22 protein-coding genes are annotated in these 20,878 nt (G+C 68.6%); 6 read left to right on the plus strand and 16 right to left on the minus strand.

Annotated features, from left to right (window positions below; all coding sequences use genetic code 11):
• Positions 1-92: 92 nt before the first annotated feature.
• Both OHT21_RS43080 and OHT21_RS43085 read right to left on the minus strand, forming a co-directional pair.
• The gene (locus OHT21_RS43080) at positions 93-356 is read right to left on the minus strand and encodes a GlsB/YeaQ/YmgE family stress response membrane protein (RefSeq protein WP_328773680.1); all 264 of its coding nucleotides are present in this window, start codon (positions 354-356) and stop codon (positions 93-95) included.
• A gap of 71 nt (positions 357-427) precedes the next feature.
• On the minus strand, positions 428-994 hold the full coding sequence (locus tag OHT21_RS43085) for a GNAT family N-acetyltransferase (RefSeq protein WP_328773681.1): 567 nt from the start codon (positions 992-994) through the stop codon (positions 428-430).
• A gap of 117 nt (positions 995-1,111) precedes the next feature.
• Here OHT21_RS43085 and OHT21_RS43090 point away from each other — a divergent pair, with 117 nt between their 5' ends.
• A complete protein-coding gene (locus OHT21_RS43090) occupies positions 1,112-1,879 on the plus strand; it encodes an ArsR/SmtB family transcription factor (RefSeq protein WP_328773682.1) in 768 nt (255 codons plus the stop codon).
• Between the two features lie 82 nt (positions 1,880-1,961).
• Here the strand turns inward: OHT21_RS43090 and OHT21_RS43095 are convergent, their stop codons facing one another.
• Positions 1,962-2,414 (minus strand): SPW repeat protein, encoded by a 453-nt coding sequence (locus OHT21_RS43095; protein ID WP_328773683.1) that lies wholly within the window; start codon positions 2,412-2,414, stop codon positions 1,962-1,964.
• 132 nt (positions 2,415-2,546) lie between these two features.
• Here OHT21_RS43095 and OHT21_RS43100 point away from each other — a divergent pair, with 132 nt between their 5' ends.
• Positions 2,547-2,972 (plus strand): hydrolase, encoded by a 426-nt coding sequence (locus OHT21_RS43100; RefSeq protein ID WP_328773684.1) that lies wholly within the window; start codon positions 2,547-2,549, stop codon positions 2,970-2,972.
• On the opposite strand, the gene OHT21_RS43105 is transcribed toward OHT21_RS43100, so the two are convergent.
• Positions 2,956-3,999, minus strand: coding sequence for an acyl-CoA dehydrogenase family protein (locus OHT21_RS43105; RefSeq protein ID WP_328773685.1), 1,044 nt, complete (start codon positions 3,997-3,999; stop codon positions 2,956-2,958). The two genes, OHT21_RS43100 and OHT21_RS43105, sit on opposite strands and share 17 nt — an antisense overlap.
• A 98-nt stretch (positions 4,000-4,097) precedes the next feature.
• On the opposite strand from OHT21_RS43105, the gene OHT21_RS43110 reads away from it, so the two are divergent.
• Together OHT21_RS43110 and OHT21_RS43115 are read left to right on the plus strand one after the other, a co-directional pair.
• A complete protein-coding gene (locus tag OHT21_RS43110; protein ID WP_328773686.1) occupies positions 4,098-4,451 on the plus strand; it encodes a YciI family protein in 354 nt (117 codons plus the stop codon).
• A complete protein-coding gene (locus OHT21_RS43115; RefSeq protein ID WP_328773687.1) occupies positions 4,448-5,635 on the plus strand; it encodes an RNA polymerase sigma factor in 1,188 nt (395 codons plus the stop codon). Before OHT21_RS43110 ends, OHT21_RS43115 begins: the two co-directional genes overlap by 4 nt.
• Here OHT21_RS43115 and urtE read toward each other — a convergent pair.
• The 5 genes from urtE to urtA all read right to left on the minus strand — a co-directional run bounded on the left by urtE (position 5,625) and on the right by urtA (position 10,441).
• The gene (gene urtE, locus OHT21_RS43120; protein ID WP_328773688.1) at positions 5,625-6,317 is read right to left on the minus strand and encodes an urea ABC transporter ATP-binding subunit UrtE; all 693 of its coding nucleotides are present in this window, start codon (positions 6,315-6,317) and stop codon (positions 5,625-5,627) included. The genes OHT21_RS43115 and urtE overlap by 11 nt on opposite strands.
• Positions 6,317-7,102 (minus strand): urea ABC transporter ATP-binding protein UrtD, encoded by a 786-nt coding sequence (urtD, locus tag OHT21_RS43125; protein WP_328773689.1) that lies wholly within the window; start codon positions 7,100-7,102, stop codon positions 6,317-6,319. Before urtD ends, urtE begins: the two co-directional genes overlap by 1 nt.
• Positions 7,099-8,193: an urea ABC transporter permease subunit UrtC gene (gene urtC / locus OHT21_RS43130; protein WP_328774444.1), complete on the minus strand. Its 1,095-nt coding sequence runs from the start codon at positions 8,191-8,193 to the stop codon at positions 7,099-7,101. Before urtC ends, urtD begins: the two co-directional genes overlap by 4 nt.
• A gap of 29 nt (positions 8,194-8,222) precedes the next feature.
• A complete protein-coding gene (gene urtB, locus OHT21_RS43135; protein ID WP_328773690.1) occupies positions 8,223-9,119 on the minus strand; it encodes an urea ABC transporter permease subunit UrtB in 897 nt (298 codons plus the stop codon).
• A 98-nt stretch (positions 9,120-9,217) separates the two neighbouring features.
• Positions 9,218-10,441 (minus strand): urea ABC transporter substrate-binding protein, encoded by a 1,224-nt coding sequence (urtA, locus tag OHT21_RS43140; RefSeq protein ID WP_328774445.1) that lies wholly within the window; start codon positions 10,439-10,441, stop codon positions 9,218-9,220.
• A gap of 366 nt (positions 10,442-10,807) precedes the next feature.
• On the opposite strand from urtA, the gene OHT21_RS43145 reads away from it, so the two are divergent.
• On the plus strand, positions 10,808-11,260 hold the full coding sequence (locus OHT21_RS43145; RefSeq protein WP_328773691.1) for a MarR family winged helix-turn-helix transcriptional regulator: 453 nt from the start codon (positions 10,808-10,810) through the stop codon (positions 11,258-11,260).
• A gap of 52 nt (positions 11,261-11,312) precedes the next feature.
• On the opposite strand, the gene OHT21_RS43150 is transcribed toward OHT21_RS43145, so the two are convergent.
• Complete coding sequence (locus OHT21_RS43150; RefSeq protein WP_328773692.1) at positions 11,313-12,335, minus strand: TerC family protein; 1,023 nt, start codon at positions 12,333-12,335, stop codon at positions 11,313-11,315.
• 135 nt (positions 12,336-12,470) lie between these two features.
• Positions 12,471-12,758, minus strand: a complete 288-nt coding sequence (locus OHT21_RS43155) for a hypothetical protein (RefSeq protein ID WP_328773693.1) — start codon at positions 12,756-12,758, stop codon at positions 12,471-12,473.
• Positions 12,759-12,837: 79 nt separating this feature from the next.
• Here OHT21_RS43155 and OHT21_RS43160 point away from each other — a divergent pair, with 79 nt between their 5' ends.
• A complete protein-coding gene (locus OHT21_RS43160; protein WP_328773694.1) occupies positions 12,838-14,310 on the plus strand; it encodes a beta-1,6-galactanase in 1,473 nt (490 codons plus the stop codon).
• Between the two features lie 370 nt (positions 14,311-14,680).
• Here OHT21_RS43160 and OHT21_RS43165 read toward each other — a convergent pair whose 3' ends face one another.
• The 5 genes from OHT21_RS43165 to OHT21_RS43185 form a co-directional block, all read right to left on the minus strand.
• Positions 14,681-16,297: a GMC family oxidoreductase gene (locus tag OHT21_RS43165; RefSeq protein WP_328773695.1), complete on the minus strand. Its 1,617-nt coding sequence runs from the start codon at positions 16,295-16,297 to the stop codon at positions 14,681-14,683.
• Between the two features lie 11 nt (positions 16,298-16,308).
• Entirely contained in the window at positions 16,309-17,172 is an 864-nt protein-coding gene (locus tag OHT21_RS43170) for a carbohydrate ABC transporter permease (protein WP_328773696.1), read from the minus strand.
• A complete protein-coding gene (locus tag OHT21_RS43175) occupies positions 17,169-18,203 on the minus strand; it encodes a carbohydrate ABC transporter permease (RefSeq protein ID WP_328773697.1) in 1,035 nt (344 codons plus the stop codon). The genes OHT21_RS43170 and OHT21_RS43175 overlap by 4 nt, the downstream gene beginning before the upstream one ends.
• A 137-nt stretch (positions 18,204-18,340) precedes the next feature.
• Positions 18,341-19,627: an ABC transporter substrate-binding protein gene (locus OHT21_RS43180; protein ID WP_328773698.1), complete on the minus strand. Its 1,287-nt coding sequence runs from the start codon at positions 19,625-19,627 to the stop codon at positions 18,341-18,343.
• Positions 19,628-19,705: 78 nt separating this feature from the next.
• Complete coding sequence (locus OHT21_RS43185; protein ID WP_328773699.1) at positions 19,706-20,878, minus strand: glycoside hydrolase family 88 protein; 1,173 nt, start codon at positions 20,876-20,878, stop codon at positions 19,706-19,708.

Raw genomic sequence — 20,878 nt, forward strand, 5'->3', positions numbered from 1 at the left:
CCCTCAGGGATCCCGCAGGAGCCAACCGTGACGGGGACCGGCGTGCAACAGGTTTTGCGCTGACGCTGATTCTGTGCGGCAGGCCGTTGTGGTCAGCGGCGTACCTTGGACCGGTCCAGCGCGGCGACGCCCACCGCCGCGAGGCCGATCTGGATCAGCCACTCGATCCAGTCCACCCCTTCGGTTTCCGCCACGTCGAAGGCCGAGGCGATGCCCGACCCGACGAGCGCGGCCGCGATACCGACCAGGATGGTCCACAGGACGCCGATGCGCTGACGGCCCGGGACGACGAGCCGGCCCAGCACACCAATGATGATGCCGATCACGATGGCACTGATGATGCCCGAGATCTCCATCTCAGCCTCTCTTCGTCATACTCCCTACCGCTATGAGTGCCCCGTAACGGTGAGTGCACTCCCGGCTCCGACTACGGGCCATCCCTGTGGTTCAGGCGCGCCCAGGTCTGCAAGGGGACCTCCCGTCCCCTCGACATGCGCAGGACCGGGTCGGTGTCGACGAGGGTGAAGCCGGTGGCCTGCGCGACCGCTCTGCTCGCCGTGTTGCCCTCCTCGATGCACAGGACCACGCGCCGGGCGTCGATGTGGCGCAGTGCGTAGTCCGCTACGAGGCGCACGGCTCTGGAGGCCAGGCCCTGGCCGCGGTGGGCGGCGCCGACGCCATAGGCGAGTTCGACGTCCCGTTCGTCTTTCTGGTTGCGGAACAGCAGGACCTCGCCGCGCGGAACGACACCGTCCGTGGTGATCGCGAACTGCACCTTGCGCCCCTGAGCACGCGCCGCGAACGCCTCGGCGAGATACGTATGAGCCGCCGCGATGTCGAACGGCGAGGCCACGGGCGTCCAGCGGGCCATCTCCGGGTCGTCGTACAGCTCGACCAGAGCGAGCACATCGTCCTCCGACCACTCGCGGAGCCGGATCCCGTCCCCTTCGAGGCGGAGTTGTGGCGGCAGGGCAAGCGACGGTCGGATGTCCATGCGTGGATCATGCCGCACGCCGCGTGGGCGGCCAAGGGCGTCACCTTCAAGGCACCCGTTGACATGCAAGTAATTGCCTGCATAACGTTGAGTGGGCAAGCGGGGAGAGGTAAGGCGATGGACCAGGTCTTCAAGGCGCTGTCGGACGGGACGCGCCGACGGCTGCTCGACAGGCTGCACGAGCACAACGGGCAGACGCTGGGGGAGTTGTGCGCCCGGATCGACATGTCGCGTCAGTCGGTGACCCAGCACCTGGCCGTTCTGGAGGCCGCCAACCTGGTCAGCACGGTGTGGCGGGGGCGGGAGAAGCTGCACTACCTCAACCCCGTACCGCTCCACGAGATCCAGGAGCGGTGGATCGACAAGTTCGAGCGCCCGCGCCTACGTGCGCTGAGTGCACTCAAGCGACGAGCCGAGGAAGACATGACCGACAAGCCGTCATACGTATACGTCACCTACATCCAGAGCACGCCCGAGAAGGTCTGGGACGCGCTCACCGACGCCGACCTGACCGCCACGTACTGGGGCCACAGCAACGTCTCGGACTGGCGGCCCGGCTCCCGCTGGGAGCACCGCCGTACGGACGGCTCCGGCATCGCCGACGCGGTCGGCACCGTCGTGGAGAGCGAGCGGCCCACGCGCCTGGTGCTGACCGGGGTCGCACCCGAGGACGAGGGGCAGGAGGAGAAGTACTCCCGGATCACCTTCGATATTCAGAAGCACGAGAACATCGTTCGGCTCACTGTCACCGAGGAGGATCTGACCGACGAGGCCATGCTGGCCGATGTGTCGTCCGGCTGGCCTGCGGTGCTGTCCAACCTCAAGTCCTTCCTCGAGACTGGCAGCCCGCTGCCGGTGGAGCCGTGGACCGTGCCCACCGGCTGAGGGCGGCCGCGTACGTGCGTCGGCCGGCCCGCGACGTGTACGCGCGGACCGGCCGACCGCCCTCATCCGTGCAGACGTCCTCCTACCGCTGCTCGTACGCCTTCGGTGTGCTCTTCGCCGATGCGGCCGCGCACACGGCTCCCAGCACGACGGCGAGGCCGCCGATGATGACGTTGCTGACGATGACGCCCGCGTCGGGGCTCTCGCCCACCACCCACGGCGAGATGATCAGCCACACGCCTATGGCGGACATCGCCCAGCTCAGGCCGTACATCCGTTCCGGGGCTCTGGTGAATCCGAGTGCCAGCAGGCCTATAGCGATGCCCATGATGAGGTTGTGCGTCACGAGTGCGGGCTGGCTTGTAGTGAAGTGGAGAATCCACGGGGATGCAGCGCAGTACAGACCGAGCAGGAACACCGGTCCGTCCACGAGCGCCACATCGCGACCACCAAGCATGCGGGCGTACCGATCCCGCATTTCGCCTACGTCTGGGTGAGTGGTGATGTCACCTCTGGTGCGTGAGACGTCGGCCATGACTCGTCTCCTTTGTTCTCTGCAGGCCCGACCGCTCTGGTGTGGTATGCGGTAAGCGCCGCGTACGTTCATTCTGCGCTTATTTTTTCTTTATGTGTAGTGGTCGGCGGGACTGGAGGGGAGGGAGCAACGGTGGCTGACGTGCTGGCGCGGATACCCGCGGACATGTGGGCGACCCCGTACGCCGGTGCGCGGTTTCCGGGATCCGCGGCGGTACGCGACCGGCCGGGCCTCGCCCACGGCGCCAACTGCCAGCTGTTCGCGTACGCGGTTCTCGAACTGTTCGGCGTATTCGGCCTGGAACCCGCTGCCTGGCGCTCCAGCGACCTGTGGGCCGATACCAGGCTGACGCGCCGCGTCGCGGTCGCTCAGCCCCTGGACCTGGTTCTGTTCAACGCCACCGACGAAGCGTGGGGCGCGCACGTAGGGGTCGTCGTGGGGGAGGGCCAAATCCTTCACCTGTGCGCCGAGGTCGGGCGCCCCGCCGTGTGGAGCATGGCGGAGTTCGCCGCACGGGAGCGGTACCGGACCCTGCTCGGCTTCAAGCGGATGCGCTGAACGTCAATGAGGCGAGGTGCGCGGCCCGCGACTCGGCGGTCTGGCCCTGCACCAGCAGGAACATCGCCTCCCTGGCCAGGCGTTGGGCCTTGCTGGTCAGGGCCATCGCGCGCCCGCCTTCCGTCACCACTGCCGCGGTGGTGGCCGTGCGCATCACGTCGTAGGCCTGGGTGCGCAGAGCCAGTCGTTCGTCCAGGTGCTCGTGCGGCACCGGGTGGTCGGCCAGCGTGTAGGACCGGCGGCGTACCTCGTCGAGGCGGGTGCGCAGCGGAGCGGCGGTGTCGTCGTCCAGCAGAGCGAGGGCCGCCTCGGTGATGCCGAACACCGCCGGTGAGGCGTTCACCGTCTTCGTGCGGTCGGTCACGGACCACCGCTCGTACGGTACCCGTAGGGCGACCGCCTCCTCCGGCACCCGCAGGCCGTCCAGCTCCATGGACACCGTGCGGGCGGCCGTGAGGGCCGCGAGCCGCATCGGCGGTGACGGGCGCAGCCCCGGCTGCTCGCGTGCCTCGGTGAAGGCGAACACCACCTCGGCCGTGTCCGTCACGCCCGCGAGCAGCATCACGTCGTTCAGCCCCCAGCCCGTGTACCAGGGCACGGTGCCGTCGAACCGCCAGCCTCCGGGCTCGGGCACGGCCCGTACGAGAACCCGGGGAAAGGCACGGACATGGGCGTACGCGATCCCCGCCAGCAGCTCGCCCGTGGCCAGGGGACGCAGCAGCTTCTCCCGTACAGGTGAGTCGTAGGTGGCGAGCACCTTCACGGGCGTGTGGTGCTGGGTCTGCACGAACCACGTCGAGCAGCACGCCCCGGCCAGGATCTCCGCGGTCTCCCGCGCCACCGCGGCGGACGCCCCCGCCCCGCCGTACTCCGTCGGCGCGCCCACTCCGAGCAGCCCCGACCGCCTGACCGCGTCGATGTGGCTCGCGGGCACGGTCTCCTGGTCGACCCGCTCGGCATGCGGGGCGAGAAGGTCGTGCGCGAGCCGGTGGGCACGGGCGACGAGGGGATGAGGTGCGGTGGTCATGGGAGAAATTCTCGCGGCAGGGCGGCACGGGGTGTCGAATCGGGGGTGTGCCGTTCGTGTAGGAGGTGGAAGGACACCACGACGCCAAGGAGGCCGTGATGAAGTACTACCTGCTCAGCGTGATGCAACCGGTCGGGGGCATGCCCGCCCCCGAGGTCCTCGAGGAGATCGGCAAGAACCTCGACGTCTTCCACCAGGAGCTGCGGGAGGCGGATGCCTGGGTGTTCGCCGGGGGACTGCACGGCCCGGAGTCCTCCACCGTGCTGCGGCCTCGCGACGGTGACGTCCTGATCACCGACGGCCCGTATGCCGAGGGCAAGGAGATGCTCGGCGGGATCTGCCTCATCAAGGCGCCCGACCTGGACGCGGCCCTGGAGTGGGGACGCAAGGCGGCCCTGGCGACGACCCTGCCGATCGAGGTGCGGCCCTTCATGGGCGAAGCCGACGGATGACCATGGACATCGAGGCCGTGTTCCGCGCGGAGTACGGCCGCGCCGTCTCCGTCCTCGTCCGCTTCCTCGGCGACATCGACCTCGCCGAGGAAGCGGTCCAGGACGCCTTCACCACGGCCATGCTGCGCTGGCCGGAGACCGGCGTGCCGCCCAGCCCGGCCGGATGGATCGTCACGACCGCCCGCAACCGGGCGATCGACCGGCTGCGCCGTGAGTCCTCCCGGCAGGCCCGGCACGCCGAGGCCGCCCTGCTGCACGCCCCCGACGCACCGCCCGAGGAGGGCCCCGTGCGCGACGACCGGCTCCGCCTCGTCTTCACCTGCTGCCACCCCGCCCTCGCCCTCCAGGCCCGGGTCGCCCTGACTCTGCGGCTGCTCGGCGGGCTGACCACGGCCCAGATCGCGCGCGCCTTCCTCGTACCCGAGCCGACCATGGCCCAGCGGCTCGTCCGGGCCAAGGCGAAGATCCGCAACGCGGGGATCCCGTACCGGGTGCCGCGCGACGCCGACCTCCCGGACCGGCTCACCGGAGTGCTGGCCGTCGTCTACCTGATCTTCAACCAGGGGTACGAGGGTAGGGAGGAGCTGTGCGCCGAGGCTCTGCGTCTCGGCCGCCTCCTCGCCGAGCTCATGCCGGACGAGCCCGAGGCAACTGGCCTGCTCGCGCTGATGCTCCTCGTCGAGTCGCGCCGGGATGCCCGGCGGGACGACGACGGCGTGCTGGTGCCGCTGCCGGAGCAGGATCGCACCTGCTGGGACCGCGACCTGATCGCCGAGGGGCAGGAACTCGTCCGCCGCTGCCTGCGCCGGAACCAACCGGGCCCGTACCAGATCCAGGCCGCCATCCAAGCCGTCCACAGTGACGCTCCGACCGGAGACGCCACGGACTGGAATCAGATCCGGCGCCTCTACGACCAGCTCCTGGATCTGGCCCCGAGCCCGGTCGTGGCCCTGAACCGGGCCGTCGCCGTGGCCGAGACCGAGGGCCCGCGGCAGGCCCTCGGCCTCGTGGACGCCCTCGACCTCGACGACTACGGCGTCCTCCACGCCGTCCGCGCCGACCTGCTGCGCCGCCTGGGCCGCGACACGGAGGCCGTGCGGGAGTACGAGGCGGCCATCGCGTTCACCGAGAGCGCGGCGGAACGTGCGTTCCTCGACCGTCGCCGGAGGGAACTCACACGCTGAGCGCCTCCCGCACCGCCGCCACCGACTCCTTCCCGCCCGCACCGGACGAGGTGACCCGCCCGGCCTCCAGGACGAAGTACCGCTGCGCCGCCCGCATCGCGAAGCCCACGTGCTGCTCGACCAGGAGCACCGAGAGCCCGCCGCGGGCGGCCAGCGCCAGGATCGTCTCCTCGATCTCGGCCACGACCGACGGCTGGATGCCCTCGGTCGGCTCGTCCAGGAGCAGCAGCCGGGGCTCGGTGACCAGGGCCCGGGCGATGGCGAGCTGCTGCCGCTGGCCGCCCGAGAGCAGCCCCGCCCGCCGGTTCGACAGCGTCCGCAGCGCCGGGAACAGGTCCAGTGCCTCGGCGATCGCCGCCTTGCCGCGCTTGCGCCCGTCCGCGACCAGCTGAAGGTTCTCGGCGGTCGTGAGGTGGGGGAATGCCTGCTGGCCCTGCGGTACGTACGCCATGCCGCGCGCCACACGCTCATGCGGTTTGCGGCGCGTGACGTCCTCGCCGTCGAAGCGGACCGCGCCGCTGGACGGGGTGAGCAGTCCGACGGCCGCCCGCAGCAGGGTGCTCTTGCCGGCACCGTTGTGCCCGAGCACGGCGGCCACGCCGTCCTTCGGCACCTCGACCGACACCCCGTGCAGGACGCTGCTGCGGTGGTAGCCGACACGGACGTCGTCGATCTCCAGCATCACGCCTCCTGTACGGCCGCGGGGGCCGCGGTGTCGAGTGCGTCCCCGGCGGCAGCGTGCCCGAGGTACACCTCCTGCACCTTGGGATCCGCCTGCACCTCGGCCACCGTTCCCTCGCTCAGCACCTTGCCCGCGTGCAGCACGCTGACGCTGCGCGCGAAGGACCGCATGAAGTCCATGTCGTGCTCGATGACGACCACGGTCCGCTCCTCGCTGATCCGTTCCAACAGCTCGCCGGTGGCCTGCCGTTCGTCATGGCTCATCCCCGCGACCGGCTCGTCGAGCAGCAGCAGCCGTACGTCCTGCACGAGCAGCATGCCGATCTCCAGCCACTGCTTCTGCCCGTGCGCGAGCGTCCCGGCGGGGCTGTCGGCCAGCTCCGCGAGCCCCACCGTCTCCAGCGCCCGTGCCACGGACTCCGGAACGCCCTTGCGGCGCCGCAGCATCGTCAGCATCCCGCGTCCTGCGCCCGCCGCGATGTCCAGGTTCTGAAGGACGGTCAACTCCTCGAAGACCGTGGCCGTTTGGAACGTACGGCCGATGCCCGACCGGGCGATCTTGTGGACGCTGCGCCCGAGCAGCTCCTCATCCCCGAAGAGCGCCGAACCCTCCGCCTTCACCAGACCGGTGACGGCGTCGACGAGCGTCGTCTTGCCCGCGCCGTTCGGCCCGATGAGGAAGCGCAGATCGCCCGGCTGTACGTCCAGGTCCACGCCGTCGACGGCCTTGAACCCGTCGAAGGAGACCCGCAGTTGCCGTATCCGAAGGCCTGAGAGTTCACTCATGCTGCTTCTCCCACAGGAAGGGCAGGTGACGGTTCCTCACTCGCATGCGACGCCCTGCGCCGCCGTACCATCCCCACCAGCGAGGCCAGACCGCCCGGCAGGAAGGCCAGGGCCACGATGAACAACAGCCCCTGGAAGTACGTCCAGGCCGCCGGGAACTCCTCCGACAACGCCGTCTTGGCCCAGGCGACCCCGATCGCGCCCAGTACCGCGCCGGCCAGGCTCGCCCGGCCGCCGACCGCAGCGCCGATGACGAACTCGATGGACGGCACGATCCCGATCATCGCGGGCGAGATGATGCCGACGGCCGGGACGAACAGAGCGCCCGCCAGTCCCGCCATGCCCGCTGCCACGACGTACGCGACGAGCTTCACGTTCGCCGGGTCGTAGCCGAGGAAGCGCACCCGCTCCTCCGAGTCCCGTACGGCGACGAGGAGTTCGCCGTACCGGCTGTGGATCAGCTGCCGGGCGAGCGCCATCAGGAGCAGCAGGGCGGCGGCGATGACGAAGTACACCATCCGCTGGTTGACGGGGTCGTTGAGGTCGTAGCCGAAGAAGCCCTGGATGTCGGTGAGTCCGTTGGTGCCGCCGGTGGTGGCCTGCTGGCCGATGAGCCAGATCGCGAAGGCGGCGGTGAGCGCCTGGCTGAGGATCGCGAAGTACGCGCCCTTGACCCGGCGGCGGAAGATGAACGAACCGAGCAGCGCGGCGACCAGCATCGGCAGCAGTACGGTCGCGGCGAGCGCGAAGACGGGGTTCTCGAACGGCCGCCACCACCAAGGGAGTTCGGTGGCCGTGCCGTACAGCTGCATGAAGTCGGGGAGGTTGCCGGGCCCGGCGTCGGCGATCTTCAGGTGCATCGCCATGGCGTAGCCGCCGAGCCCGAAGAAGACACCCTGTCCGAGCGTGAGCAGCCCGCCGCGCCCCCATGCCAGGCAGATGCCGACCGCTACCATCGCGGTGCACAGGTACTTGGCGAGCAGCCCGAGCCGGAAGTCGGAGAGGGCCAGTGGCGCCAGTCCGAAGAGGGCCACGGCGGCCGCGGCGAAACCTGCGCGCGCCCGCGCGGAGTGTCCCTTGAGCAGGGGCATACGAGTGAGAAGAGGCATACGAGAGTCGGTCATACGAGGCTCCTCGTACGCAGGGTGTACAGCCCTTGGGGCCGCCACTGGAGGAACGCGACGATGCCCACGAGGACGAGCACCTTCGCGACGCTGACGGTGGTGGAGTACTCGAGGACGGACTGCAGGACGCCAAGGACGAAGGCGACGATCACGGTGCCCTTGAGCTGTCCGATGCCGCCGACCACGATCACCAGGAAGGCGTCGATGATGATGTTGGTGCCCATCGTGGGACCGATGGGACCGACCAGCGTCAGCGCGACTCCGGCGATTCCGGCGAGCCCGGACCCGATGAAGAACGCGGTCCGGTCCACGCGTTCGGTGGAGATGCCGGACACCTCGGCAAGATCGCGGTTCTGCACGACGCCGCGGATCCGTCGGCCCAGCGGGGTCAGCCGCAGGGTCAGCGACAACGCGACGACCGCCGCGATCGCCAACCCCAGAATGAACAGGCGGCTGTTGGCGACCGTGAGCGGATCGTCGCCGCCGATGAGCGTGATGTTCCCGGTGAGCAGGTCGGGCGCGCGGGTCTGCACGTTCGGCGCGCCGAAGATGTCCCGGGCGAGCTGCTGGAGCATCAGCGAGACACCCCAGGTGACGAGCAGCGTGTCGAGCGGGCGCAGATACAGGCGGCGGATCAGCAGCCACTCCAGCAGCGCGCCGAGGGCTCCCGCCACCAGGAAGGCGACGGGCAACGCGACGAGCAGCGACAGACCGGCGCTGGTGATGGACTTCTGGAGGACGTACGTGGTGTAGGCGCCGGCCATGATGAACTCGCCGTGGGCCATGTTGATCACGTTCATCTGGCCGAAGGTGAGCGAGAGACCGAGCGCGATGAGCAGCAGGACGGCACCGATGCTGATGCCGGTGAAGGTCTGACCGAGGATCACGGTCATACGGCGGCTCCGGGAGACGGCGGCGGGGCACGGGGCACCCGCTTCGAAGTCTTCAACTCCTCGAAGCGGGGCCCCGCGTGGCGGACAGACAGGGATCGTCAGGAGAGGCCGGAGGCCCAGTCGTAGCCCTTCAGATACGGATCCGGCTTGATCGCCTTTCCGGAGTCCCACACCTGCTCGATCAGCCCATCCGTGCCGATCTTGCCGATCCGGGCGGTCTTGTAGATGTGCTGGGACGCGCCGTCGACGGTGACCTTGCCCTCAGGGGCGTCGAAGGTGATGCCGTCCGAGGCCGCCTTGACCTTCTCCGGGTCGAAGGACTTGGCCTTCTCCACCATCGCCTTCCACAGATAGACCGAGGTGTACGCGGCCTCCATCGGGTCGCTGGTCGGCTTGTCCTGGCCGTACTTGGCCTTGTACGCCTTCACGAACTCGGCGTTCGCCGCGCCCGCCGTCGTCTGGTAGTAGTTCCAGGCCGTCAACTGGCCCGCCAGATACTGCGATCCGATCGACTTGACCTCTTCCTCGGCGATCGACACCGAGACCACCGGCATGCTCGCGGCGGTCAGGCCCGCGGACTTGTACTCCTTGAAGAAGGCCACATTCGAATCGCCGTTGAGCGTGTTGAAGACCGCGTCGGCCTTCGACGCCTTCACCTTGTTCGCGATCGTGCTGAACTCTGTGGAGCCCAGCGGCGCGTAATCCTCGCCGAGCACCTTCATGCCGTTGGCCTTCGCGTAAGCCTTGATGATCTTGTTGGCGGTGCGCGGGAAGACATAGTCGCTGCCGACGAGGTAAATCGACTTCTTGCCCTGGCTCTTGAGGTAGTCGAGCCCCGGCACGATCTGCTGGTTGGTGGTGGCTCCCGTATAGAAGATGTACGGGGACTCCTCAAGTCCCTCGTACTGCACGGGATAGAACAGCAGGGACTTGTTCTTCTCGAAGACGGGCTTTACGGCCTTGCGGCTCGCGGAGGTCCAGCAGCCGAAGGTGGCCACGACCCGGTCCTCGCGGATGAGCTTGCTCGCCTTTTCCGCGAAGGTGGGCCAGTCGGAGGCGCCGTCCTCGCTGATCGGCTGGATCTTCTTGCCGAGCACACCACCCTTGGCGTTGATCTCGTCGATCGCCAGCTTCAGCGAATCGCGTACGGTCACCTCGCTGATCGCCATCGTGCCGGACAGCGAGTTGAGCAGGCCGACCTTGACGGTGTCACCGCTGGTGTCCGCCTTGGCCGCCTTGTCGGACGAGCCGCCCGCGTCGGTCTTGGCGCCGCACGCGGACAGCGCGACGGCAGCCGCGAGTGCGGCGGCGGCCGCCGCCATCCGGCGTCGGAAAATACTGGAACCGCTGGACAAATGGACCTCCTCGTCCCATGAAGGACAAGCTCGTGAAGTGCGGTCCACAGCTTCAAGTCGCCGCGTTTCCAAGGTGTTTCCCTTGACTTTCCCGGCGGTATCTTCCAGCTCTCGGCGGAAACAAAAAATGCCCCGGGCGAAATTCTGCACATGAATTCACAGTTCGCTCAAGGCATTCTAGATACTTCCAGCGGGAAGTATCTTCGCGAAGGCGCGGTCATGTCAAGGCCGTAAATCGTGAAGATCCAGCCGGAGCCTGCGGCTGCAGGCGGGAACATCCTTCCGCGGAACGGGACTTGTACGATGGCACCGCCCCCGGGAGCGAGGAGAAGGATGCCGAGCCCACCTCCGCGTCGGTCTGAGGACCTCACGCACCTTTTGACGCGGGCCGAGCGGCTGGCCGCGCGCCGGCTCCAGGAGGTCCTCGAGGAGCACGGCTGTTCACTCGACGCCTGGCGCGTTCTCTCCCTGCTCTCCGACGGCGAAGGCCACCCCATGACGGCCGTCGCCGAAGCGGCCTTCCTACCGCCGCCGACCCTCACCAAGCTGGTCGACCACCTCGTCGACCAGAACCACGTCTACCGTCGCGTCGACCCCCTCGACCGACGCCGCATCCTCGCCCACCTCACGCCACGCGGCGAGACGTACTGGCGCCGCATCGACCGCGCGGTCCGCGACCGGTGGCCCGTACTGAGCGATGGTGACGACGAGTTGCTGGAGGCTCTGCTGCGGCGGCTGGTGGCCACGCTGGACACGGCGGCGGAGACGGAGCCGCGGCCGGCCTGAGCCGCGAGGCTCAGGAAACGACTTCCGGCACGCGGCCCAGGGCGTCACCGGTTCAGGCCGTGCGGTCCGGCTTACCCGCGGTGTCGGAGTCGTCCGCCTTCGGCCCAGCCGCCGTCGCCGCTTCCTCCGCAAGCGCCTGCTTCTTCGAGGCGCGCAGGCTGGTCACCGTAGTCACGGCGAGGACCAGGACGATGAAGCCGAGCGAGAACGGGATGGAGATTTCGGGTACGTGCACGCCGGACTCGTGCAGCGCGTGCAGGACCAGCTTGACGCCGATGAAGCCGAGGATGATCGACAGGCCGTAGCTGAGGTGCACCAGCCTCTTGAGCAGGCCCCCGATGAGGAAGTACAGCTGGCGCAGGCCCATCAGTGCGAACGCGTTGGCGGTGAAGACGATGTACGGGTCCTCGGTCAGACCGTAGATCGCGGGGATCGAGTCCAGCGCGAACAGTACGTCCGTGGAGCCGATCGCGAGCATGACGACCATCATCGGAGTCATCACGCGCTTGCCGTTCTCCACGATGAACAGCTTGGTGCCGTGATAGCGGTCGGCGACGCCGAAGCGCTTCTCGGCGGCCTTGAGCAGCTTGTTCTCCTCGTACTCCTCGTCGTGCTGATCGTGGCGGGCGTCCTGGACGAGCTTCCAGGCGGTCCAGATCAGGAAGGCGCCGAAGATGTAGAAGACCCAGGAGAACGTCGAGATGATCGCCGCGCCGGCCGCGATGAAGATCGTACGCAGCACCAGCGCGATCAGAACGCCGATCATCAGCACTCGCTGCTGGTACTGCGTCGGCACCGAGAACTTCGCCATGATCAGCACGAAGACGAAGAGGTTGTCGACGCTCAGCGACTTCTCCGTGATGAACCCCGCGAAGAACTCACCGGCCGGCTGACCACCGCCGAACACCGCCACGCCGAGCCCGAAGGCCACGGCGAGGGCTATCCACACCGCCGACCAGATGCCGGCCTCCTTGATGGACACCTCGTGCGGCTTGCGCCCGATGAAGAAATCCACGGCGATGAGCACACACAGGGCTACTACGGTCAGCAACCAGACGTTGAAAGTGACATGCACGGTTTCGTTCCTCCGGAGAATTGCTCGTGAGAATCATTCTCACCAGCGGGGCGTTTTGGCAACGCCCCGCTCATCCTTCGGAACGGGTGGCGCATTGCTGCGACTTGAGGCTCTCTGCCCTCTTTGTTCCGTCCGTCAGTCGCCGATCCTGGCCGCGATGACCGGCGTGAGGCGACTGGCGAACTTGCTGTGACCCGCCTCGCGGGGTCGCCCGTTGTCGTCCTCGTGGTCGGCGCCATCGGTGAGCCAGCCCGTGGTGTCGACGTAATGGACCCTGGAATCACCGGAGTTGTTGCGGGCGCTGACGGCCGCCTTGGTCTCGGAGACGTAGCGTTTCTTGAGTGTCTGCATCGCGAACAGGACCGCGTTCGGGTACTTGGCGCGGATGTCCCGGCCGACGAGGCGCATGGAAAGCGCTGTCATGACTCTCGACAAGCCCTGCAACCGCACTTCATCCTTCAGCAGACGCGTGGCATGAGCGCGACAGGAGAGGGGCTTCTCCATGATCAGACGCAGATCACTGCTGGCCGCGGCGGGCGGTACGGTCCTCGGTAGTGCCCTGGCGACGGGCACCGCACGGGCCGACGCGACCATCTCGGTCAACCCCGGTACGACGTACGGGCGTTGGGACGGCTGGGGCACCTCCCTGGCTTGGTGGGCGAACGTGTTCGGGGCGCGCGACGACTTCGCCGACGCCTTCTTCACCACCAAGTCCGTCGCCTACAACGGCCGTACGCTGCCGGGTCTGGGCTTGAACATCGCCCGCTACAACCTCGGCGCGTGCAGCTGGAACAGCGTGGAGGGCGAGAGTATGGTCGCCTCGCCCAACATCCCCCGCTTCAAGCAGATCGAGGGCTTCTGGCAGGACTGGAACAACGAGGACCCGGCGTCCTCCGCATGGAAGTGGTCCGCGGACGCCGCCCAGCGCGCCGCGCTCGTCAAGGCGACCAGCAGAGGCGCGGTCAGCGAGCTGTTCGCCAACTCCCCGATGTGGTGGATGTGCCTCAACCACAACCCGTCGGGCGCTGCCGACGGCGGCAACAACCTCCAGTCCTGGAACTACCGCCAGCACGCCTCCCACCTGGCGGCCACCGCCCTGTACGCGAAGAACAACTGGGGCGTGAACTTCGCGACCGTCGACCCGTTCAACGAGCCCTCTTCCAACTGGTGGACCGCCACCGGACGCCAGGAGGGCTGCCACATGGATGCCACGGTCCAGTCGGCCGTCCTCCCGCATCTGCGCAGCGAACTCGACAAGCGCGGACTGACCGGTACGCGGATCTCCGCCTCCGACGAGACCAGCTACGACCTCGCGCGTACGACCTGGAACTCGTTCAGCGCGTCCACCAAGGGGCTGGTGGGCCGCGTCAACGTGCACGGCTACCAGGGCTCCGGCGGCCGACGCGACCTCCTCTACACCGACGTCGTCACCACGGCACGAAAGCAGCTGTGGAACTCCGAGTACGGCGACAGCGACGGCACCGGCCTCACCATGGCGAGCAACCTGTGCCTGGACTTCCGCTGGCTGCACCCCACGGCCTGGTGCTACTGGCAGGTCATGGATCCGTCCGCCGGCTGGGCGATGATCCACTACAACGAGAGCACGCTCCAGCCCGGCGCCGTCCAGACCAAGTACTACGTGATGGCCCAGTTCAGCCGCCACATCCGCCCCGGCATGACGATCCTCGACACAGGCGTCGGCTACGCGGTGGCCGCCCTGGACGCGGCGGCCCGACGCCTGGTCATCGTGGCCGTCAACACGGGCGCGGCCCAGACCCTCACCTTCGACCTCTCCCGCTTCGGCACGGTGACCGGCGGCACGGGCGGCCTGGTCCGCCGCTGGAACACGGTCACTGGAGGTGGCGGCGACCTCTACACGGAACGCGCGGACACGTACCTCAGCGGCAAGCTGGTGAGGGTGCCGTTCGCGGCGGGCTCGGTGCAGACGCTTCAGGTGGAGGGCGTGGCGGTGTGAGGTGCTGCCGGCGCAGGGCACACAAAAGACCTACGAGACGGGCTCCCTGCGCCGGCATTGTCCGGATCAGGTTCTAGGGGTCGCCGTCCGGTCTCTCGACCTTTCAGCCTCTCAGCCCGACAGTCGCAGTCGGCCCGAGCGGAAGCCGAAGCTCTCCGCCGAAGTCGGCTACTCCGGTCGAACTCCCTCGCTCGTCCCGTAGGCACTTTCAGTGTAGCGCGGTCCATAGCATACGGAACCCCCCAAATCAAGATTTTTCCTGTACTCCTCCTCGCGCCCGAGGCTCCCCGCCACTCGGTCACCGCGTACAGGCGCAGCAGCAGGTGGTGCCGGAGTGAACGGCGACGGCCGGGCTCACCACGTGCGGCGTTCACGCCGTGATCCCTCCTTTCGCGGCGACGCGCAGGGCGTTGGCGGCGATGGTGAGAGCGGGGTTGAGGGCGGCGGAGGAGGGGAAGCAGGAACTGTCCACCGACCAGAGGTTGGTGACGTCGTGGGCGCGGCAGTCCGGGTCGAGGACGCTGTGCGCCGGATCGGCGCCCATCACGGCGGTGCCGCACTGGTGTGAGTTGGTCTCGATGCCCATCCGCTGGGTGAAGACGAGTGGGTGGCCGGCACGCCGCATCATGCGGATGGTCCGCCGCACCAGTTCGCGGTGGGGCCGCAGGTTGTTGGGCCGCCAGTGCACCTCGATCCGTCCCTGAGGGCCGACGGCGATGCGGTTGCCGGGGTCGGGCAGGTCCTCGGTGGTCAGGTAGAGGTCGATGCTGCGGCTGGTCATGAAGTCCAGTACCGGCAGGGGTACGAAGCGCCGGGCGCCCTTGACCATCGGCCCCTGGATCTTGCCGAGCATCTGCAGGTTTCCCAGGGGGTGGGGCGTGCCGGGTCCGGCGTCGTACCAGTCGTTGAGGCCCAGGGTCTTCTGGAAGGAGACCGGGTTGCGGCGCCGGGGATCCACGGCGAGCAGGAAGGTGCTGTTGTGCACCATGTAGTTCCGGCCCACCAGACCGGAGGAGTTCGCCAGGCCGTCGGGATGGCGTTCGGAGGCCGAAGTGAGCAGCAGGGTGGCGGAGTTGACGGCACCGCAGGCCAGGACGAAGCGGTCGGCCCGGATGCGGATCCGGCGGCCGTCGCGTTCGGCGACCGCCTCGGTGACGCGCCGCCCGTCGGCCGAGGTGAGCAGCCGCCGGACGGTGGTCCGGGTGAGCAGCCGTACGGTGGGGCTGCGCAGCGCGGGCCGCATGGCGCACGTCTCGGCGTCGCTCTTGGCCCCGTACGGGCAGGGGAAGCCGTCGCACGTACGGCAGCGGACGCAGCTGCCGCCCTCCCGCAGGTCGACGCCGACCGGCATGAGGAACGGCCGCAGTCCCTGCGCGGACATCGCCTCGGCCAGCCGGGCGACGGGCGGCTCGTGCGGCAGCGCCGGGTAGGGGAAGCCGCCCGAGCGCCACGGCTCGGTCGGGTCCTGGCCGGTCTCGCCGTGGACCCGGTAGAGGCGTTCGGCTTCGGCGTAGTGCGGTTCGAGGTCGGCGTACGTCACCGGCCAGGCGGGGGAGATGCCGTCGTCGTGCTCGACGGCGGTGAAGTCCTGTTCGCGAAAGCGGGGCAGGCAGGCGCCGAAGACCTTGGTGTTGCCTCCGACGTAGTAGTGGACGCCCGGCCGGAACGGCCGGCCGGTGGCGGCGTCGAACCAGGGCTCGGCGTTCTTGTAGCGGCCGTGGACGAACACCTCGGTCGGTGACCGGTTGGCGTCCTCGCGGGGCAGGAAGTCACCGCGCTCCACAACCAGGACCCGGGCGCCGGAGTCCCGCAGGGCGTGGGCGAGGGTGGCCCCGCCCATGCCGGAGCCGAGGATGGCCACGTCGCACCGCACGAGGTCGTCGTCCAGTGGCCCGACGACGCGTGGGGAACGCGGCCCGAAAGCGCTGAAGGCGCCGAAGGCGTCAGAAGCCGTGGAGTCTCCCGAGGCTCCGGAGGTGCCGCTCATGTCACTTCACCTCACTTCACCGAGCCGGCGGTCAGACCGCGGACGAAGAACCGGCCCAGCAGGATATAGACGAGGGCGGTGGGGACCGCGGCGAGCAGCGCGCCGGCCATGACGCTGTTCCACTGCACGGAGAAGTTCCCGGACAGGTTGTTGAGCGCCACGGTCACGGGCTGCTGGGTCGGGTCCGGGACGACGGTGATGCCGAACAGGAAGTCGTTCCAGATGTTGGTGAACTGGAAGATCCCGCAGACCACGAACCCCGGCAGGGACAGCGGCAGCATCACCCGGAGGAAGATCGCCGCGTTGGAGCAGCCGTCGACACGGGCCGCTTCCACGATTTCGTGGGGTAGCTGGTTGAAGTAGTTGCGGAAGATCAACGTGGTGATCGGGATGCCGTAGATGATGTGGACAAGGATCAGCCCCTGCAGGGTCCCGTACATGCCGACCGACTGGAGGAAGCGGACCAGCGGGACGAGGATCACCTGGTACGGGATGAACATCCCGAGCAGCATCGCGGCGAACAGCACCTTCGAGCCGCGGAAGGGGAGTTTGGCCAGCACGTACCCGTTGAGCGCTCCGACGAGCGAGGAGACGACGGTGGCGGGCAGGACCATCAGCAGGCTGTTGCGGACGTTGGGAGACAGGGCGTTCCACGCCTGCTCGACGCCGCTGAAGTCGAGGCTCTTGGGCAGTTCCCACATATGGACGGCGTCGGCCTGGGCGGGAGGCTTCAGGGCGGCCATCACCATCACGTAGACCGGAATCAGGAACAGTGCGGCGAGCAGGACCAGTGCGACGGTTCCGGCGAGCGGCCCCGTCCCCGGGTATCGGATACGGCGGCGCCGTGACGGGAGGGTGATACGGGCGGTACTCATCGGGTCTTCTCCCTGATGACGCTGCGGTAGAGGTACGGCACGATGACGGCGGCCGACAACAGGAACATCACGACGGAGGCTGCGGCGCCGGTGTTGTAGCGCAGCGCACGGAAGGTCTGCTCGAAGACGAAGATGCCGGGCACGTCGGTGGCGAAGCCGGGCCCCTGGCCGACCATGGCGTAGACGAGGTCGAAGGACTTCAGGCTGATGTGTCCGAGGATGATGAGCACGACGACCACCACCGGACGCAGCCATGGCAGCACGATGTGCCAGTGGTAGCGCACGGTTCCGGCGCCGTCGAGAGCGGCCGCCTCGCGCAGTTCCTCGGGCAGGGCGCTCAGTGCGGCGAGGAAGTTGGCCATCACGAAGCCGCCGAGCTGCCAGGACGCGGCGATGACGACCGGGATGAGGGCGAGCGGGATGCCGAGCTCGACCTGGATGAAGTGCCCGCCCGGCAGGACCGGTTCAAGGGCCCCGGACACGTCGCCGGCGACCGCCGGGTCAGTGATCCATTTGGGCCCGTGTTCGACGCCCAGCCCTTGGAGGATCAGGTTCGCCCCGGTCGACGGGGTGAAGATCCACCGCCACACCACGCCGGTGACGATGAACGACAGCGCGTACGGGAAGAGGAAGACCCCCCGGAAGAACGTCCGTCCGGCCAGCGCGTTGTGCACCAGCAGGGCGAGCACCAGTCCCACGACGACGGCCAGGGTGAGGAAGAGGAAGGTGAAGACGGTGACGTTCCGCAGGTCCGCCTGGAAGCGCGGGGTGTGGAACATGTCGTCGTAGGTCTGGTACAGCGGGTCGCGGGGCGACAGATCGGGGTTCAGGCCCTGCCACTTGGACACCGAGACGCGTACGGAGTATCCGATGAAGCCGTAGACGAAGATCCCGACCATGATCAGGCTGGGCGTCAGGATGGCGATGCCGAAGCGGTGCCGCCGCCACCACGCGGCCCGTGGCGAGGGCTTTGCGGGCGGCTCTTTCGTGGTGTGGGGCGCCGGTGCGGCGGGCCGGGTCAGTACCGGCATGGGGACCTCCTGGGTAGGGCGGCGGGAGCGTGGGCCGGGCCCGCCGCCGGGACCCGAGTGGGACGGGGTGAGGACCTGGGGGAGTGCGTGCCAGACGCCTCGGCCCAGGCGTGATCCGAAGATCCGAAGGACAGGCCCTAACCCTTTGCTGCGGCGTCCAGGGCCTTGACGAAGGCGTCCACGTCCTTGGACTGGACGAACTGCGTGACGGCGTCGTAGAAGGACTGCTGGAACTGCGGGCTCATGGCCTCGCCGTGCACGATCGACTGCACGAGATCGTCGCCCCTGAAGGACGTCGCCGCCTGCTGTTGATAGGCGGGCAGCGAGTCGGTGGGGACGTCGCCACGGATCGGCGTCGAGCCCTTGTGCTTGCTGAAGGCCAGCTGGACGTCGGGCGAACTGATCGCGGACGCCCACTTCAGCGCGAGATCCTTGTGCTTGGCGTTCTCGGCGACCACGAACGTGTCGACCACGGTCACGAAGCTGCCGTTGGTGCCCGGCTGCGGAATGTAACCGAAGTCGGTGCCGTCCTTCGCGCCGTCCTTGACGAGTTCGCCGTACGCCCAGTCGCCCATGCTCTCCACGGCGCAGTCACCCGCGGCGAGCCGCTTGGTGGCCTGGTCCCAGGTGAGCGCGGACGCGTCCGGATCCGCGTACGGGAGCATCTTCGCGAACAGCTCGGCGGCCTGCTTGACCTCGGCGTCGGTCCAGGCCGTCTCTCCCGAGGTCAGGGAGTCCCAGCCGCTCGGGCCGACCACGCCCAGGAGGATGTTCTCGAAGAGTTCGGCGGTGGCGAAGGCGTCCTTGCCGCCCAGACACAGTGGTGTGATGCCCTTGGCCTTGAGCTTGCCGAGGGCGTCGACGAGTTGGTCCGGTGTGGTGGACGCGCTCAGCTCGACGCCCGCCTCGGCGGTGAGCTTCTTGTTGAACCAGAGCACATTGCCCCGGTGGGCGCCGGTGGAGACGCCGTAGATCTTGCCGTCCTTGCTGACCGAGGTGACCAGGTCCCTGGGGATGGCGCTGCTCAGGCCGTCCTTTTCGTACACCGAGCTGAGGTCGGCGAGCAGATCGGAGTTGATGTACTCGCCGATGGCCGCTCCGGGGTGGGTCTGCCAGGTGTCGGGCGGGTTGCTGCCCTGCAGCCGGGTCTGCAGGACGGCCTGGGCGTTGCCGCCGCCTCCGCCGGCGACCGCTCCGTTGACGACCTCGACGCCGGGGTTCCCCTTCTTGAATCCGGCGATCAGTTCCTTGAGCGCGGCGTCCTCCGAGCCGGAGGTCCACCAGGAGAAGACTTCGAGCTGGTTCGCGGCCGTCGCGCCGCTTCCTCCTCCGGCGGAGCTGCTCCCGCCGCCGCAGGCGGACAGGGTGAGCAGGGCGGTTGTGACGGTGGCGGCCGTCAGGTAGGTGGGTATGCGGTGTCTCATGGTGCGGCTCTCCTGGGTCATGGCTTGTGGGCGTTCGTAACTCCGAGCAGTGGGGGGTCGGTTCGCGGTAGAGCTGGGTCAGTCGCCGGGACGGGCGAAGGCGTCGACGGCGGCGATCGCGTCGAGGAACCAGTAGTCGCCCCACATCACGGACTCGTCGACGCCGAGGCCCTTGGCCTCGTGGTAGCTGGCGTGCTTGAGCACGCCCTCCCATGCCGGGTCGTCGTGGGCGAGGAAGTCGCCCTCGCACAGCCGGGTGAGGATGCGTACGGCGTAGTCGGCGTAGCCGCGGGCACGGGCGCTGTTCTGTTCCAGCCCGGCCAGCTGCCACAGCCCGCCGGCCGCGGCCGCGGCGGCGGACGACTCGTAGCGGCGTGGGGGGTCCGGCTCCTCCCAGTCGTTGGGCGGTACGAGCCGGTCTCCGGTGCGTTCGATGTAGAAGTCGGCGCAGGCGCGGGCCGTGTCGAGGAAGCGGCGGTCGCCGCTGTGCCGGTAGGCGGTGCCGAAGCCGTAAAGGGCCCAGGCCTGGCCTCTGGCCCAGGACCCGTCGTCGGCGTAGCCCTGCTGGGTGGTCTGCCGCAGGAACCGGCCGTCGGCGAGGTCGAAGATCCCCTCGTGGGAGGCGCTGCCGTCGCCGCGTATCAGCACCCGGCGGGTGGTCAGGCAGTGCTCGTGGGCGATGCGGGCGAGGTCGGGGTCTCCGGTGCGGCGGGCGGCGTGGAAGACGATCCCGACGTTCATCATGACGTCGATGAAGAGGCTGTCGGGGGCGAGGAAGCTTGGCAGGTAGCGGCCCCGCTCGACGAAGCGGGAAGCGGCGGTGCGCCCGGCGTACACGACGACGTCGTCGCGGGCGGGGTCGCCGGTGGCCTCGTACCAGCGGCGCCACGTGGACCAGAACACGAAGCCCAGGTCGTGTACGGCGCGGTCGTCCTTGCGGTGTTCGACGAGCCGGCTGTAGTGCTCGGCCCGTTCCCGGAACCACGCCTCGCCGGTGTGGTCGGCCAGCATCCACAACTGCCCGCCGAGGAAGCCCTCGCACCAGTTGGTCCAGGCCTCGGCGTCCACGGCCCAGGCACCGCCCTGGGTGTAGAGGGGGAACCGGTCGGGATGGCGCTCGACGAGGGCACGGACCTTTGCCTCGGCCGTCCGCCACGCCAGGTCGGCCGCCGGGGCGAAGGACGCGGGAACGGTCCAGCCGTCCGGGAGGGCGAGCGGCAGGGGCTCGGGCAGGATCGGGTACGTCGCCAT

The sequence above is a fragment of the Streptomyces sp. NBC_00286 genome (assembly GCF_036173125.1).
In the GTDB taxonomy this organism is placed as follows: domain Bacteria; phylum Actinomycetota; class Actinomycetes; order Streptomycetales; family Streptomycetaceae; genus Streptomyces.

Coding starts and splice junctions, on each gene's coding strand:
- OHT21_RS43160 (WP_328773694.1), top strand. CDS start 12,838: ATGATCAGACGCAGATCACTGCTGGCCGCGGCGGGCGGTACGGTCCTC.
- OHT21_RS43155 (WP_328773693.1), bottom strand. CDS start 12,758: ATGACAGCGCTTTCCATGCGCCTCGTCGGCCGGGACATCCGCGCCAAG.
- OHT21_RS43185 (WP_328773699.1), bottom strand. CDS start 20,878: ATGGCGACGTACCCGATCCTGCCCGAGCCCCTGCCGCTCGCCCTCCCG.
- OHT21_RS43110 (WP_328773686.1), top strand. CDS start 4,098: ATGAAGTACTACCTGCTCAGCGTGATGCAACCGGTCGGGGGCATGCCC.
- urtE (WP_328773688.1), bottom strand. CDS start 6,317: ATGCTGGAGATCGACGACGTCCGTGTCGGCTACCACCGCAGCAGCGTC.
- urtC (WP_328774444.1), bottom strand. CDS start 8,193: ATGCCCCTGCTCAAGGGACACTCCGCGCGGGCGCGCGCAGGTTTCGCC.
- OHT21_RS43095 (WP_328773683.1), bottom strand. CDS start 2,414: ATGGCCGACGTCTCACGCACCAGAGGTGACATCACCACTCACCCAGAC.
- OHT21_RS43085 (WP_328773681.1), bottom strand. CDS start 994: ATGGACATCCGACCGTCGCTTGCCCTGCCGCCACAACTCCGCCTCGAA.
- OHT21_RS43080 (WP_328773680.1), bottom strand. CDS start 356: ATGGAGATCTCGGGCATCATCAGTGCCATCGTGATCGGCATCATCATT.
- OHT21_RS43145 (WP_328773691.1), top strand. CDS start 10,808: ATGCCGAGCCCACCTCCGCGTCGGTCTGAGGACCTCACGCACCTTTTG.
- OHT21_RS43180 (WP_328773698.1), bottom strand. CDS start 19,627: ATGAGACACCGCATACCCACCTACCTGACGGCCGCCACCGTCACAACC.
- OHT21_RS43170 (WP_328773696.1), bottom strand. CDS start 17,172: ATGAGTACCGCCCGTATCACCCTCCCGTCACGGCGCCGCCGTATCCGA.
- OHT21_RS43175 (WP_328773697.1), bottom strand. CDS start 18,203: ATGCCGGTACTGACCCGGCCCGCCGCACCGGCGCCCCACACCACGAAA.
- OHT21_RS43090 (WP_328773682.1), top strand. CDS start 1,112: ATGGACCAGGTCTTCAAGGCGCTGTCGGACGGGACGCGCCGACGGCTG.
- OHT21_RS43165 (WP_328773695.1), bottom strand. CDS start 16,297: ATGAGCGGCACCTCCGGAGCCTCGGGAGACTCCACGGCTTCTGACGCC.
- urtB (WP_328773690.1), bottom strand. CDS start 9,119: ATGACCGTGATCCTCGGTCAGACCTTCACCGGCATCAGCATCGGTGCC.
- urtD (WP_328773689.1), bottom strand. CDS start 7,102: ATGAGTGAACTCTCAGGCCTTCGGATACGGCAACTGCGGGTCTCCTTC.
- urtA (WP_328774445.1), bottom strand. CDS start 10,441: ATGGCGGCGGCCGCCGCCGCACTCGCGGCTGCCGTCGCGCTGTCCGCG.
- OHT21_RS43105 (WP_328773685.1), bottom strand. CDS start 3,999: ATGACCACCGCACCTCATCCCCTCGTCGCCCGTGCCCACCGGCTCGCG.
- OHT21_RS43115 (WP_328773687.1), top strand. CDS start 4,448: ATGACCATGGACATCGAGGCCGTGTTCCGCGCGGAGTACGGCCGCGCC.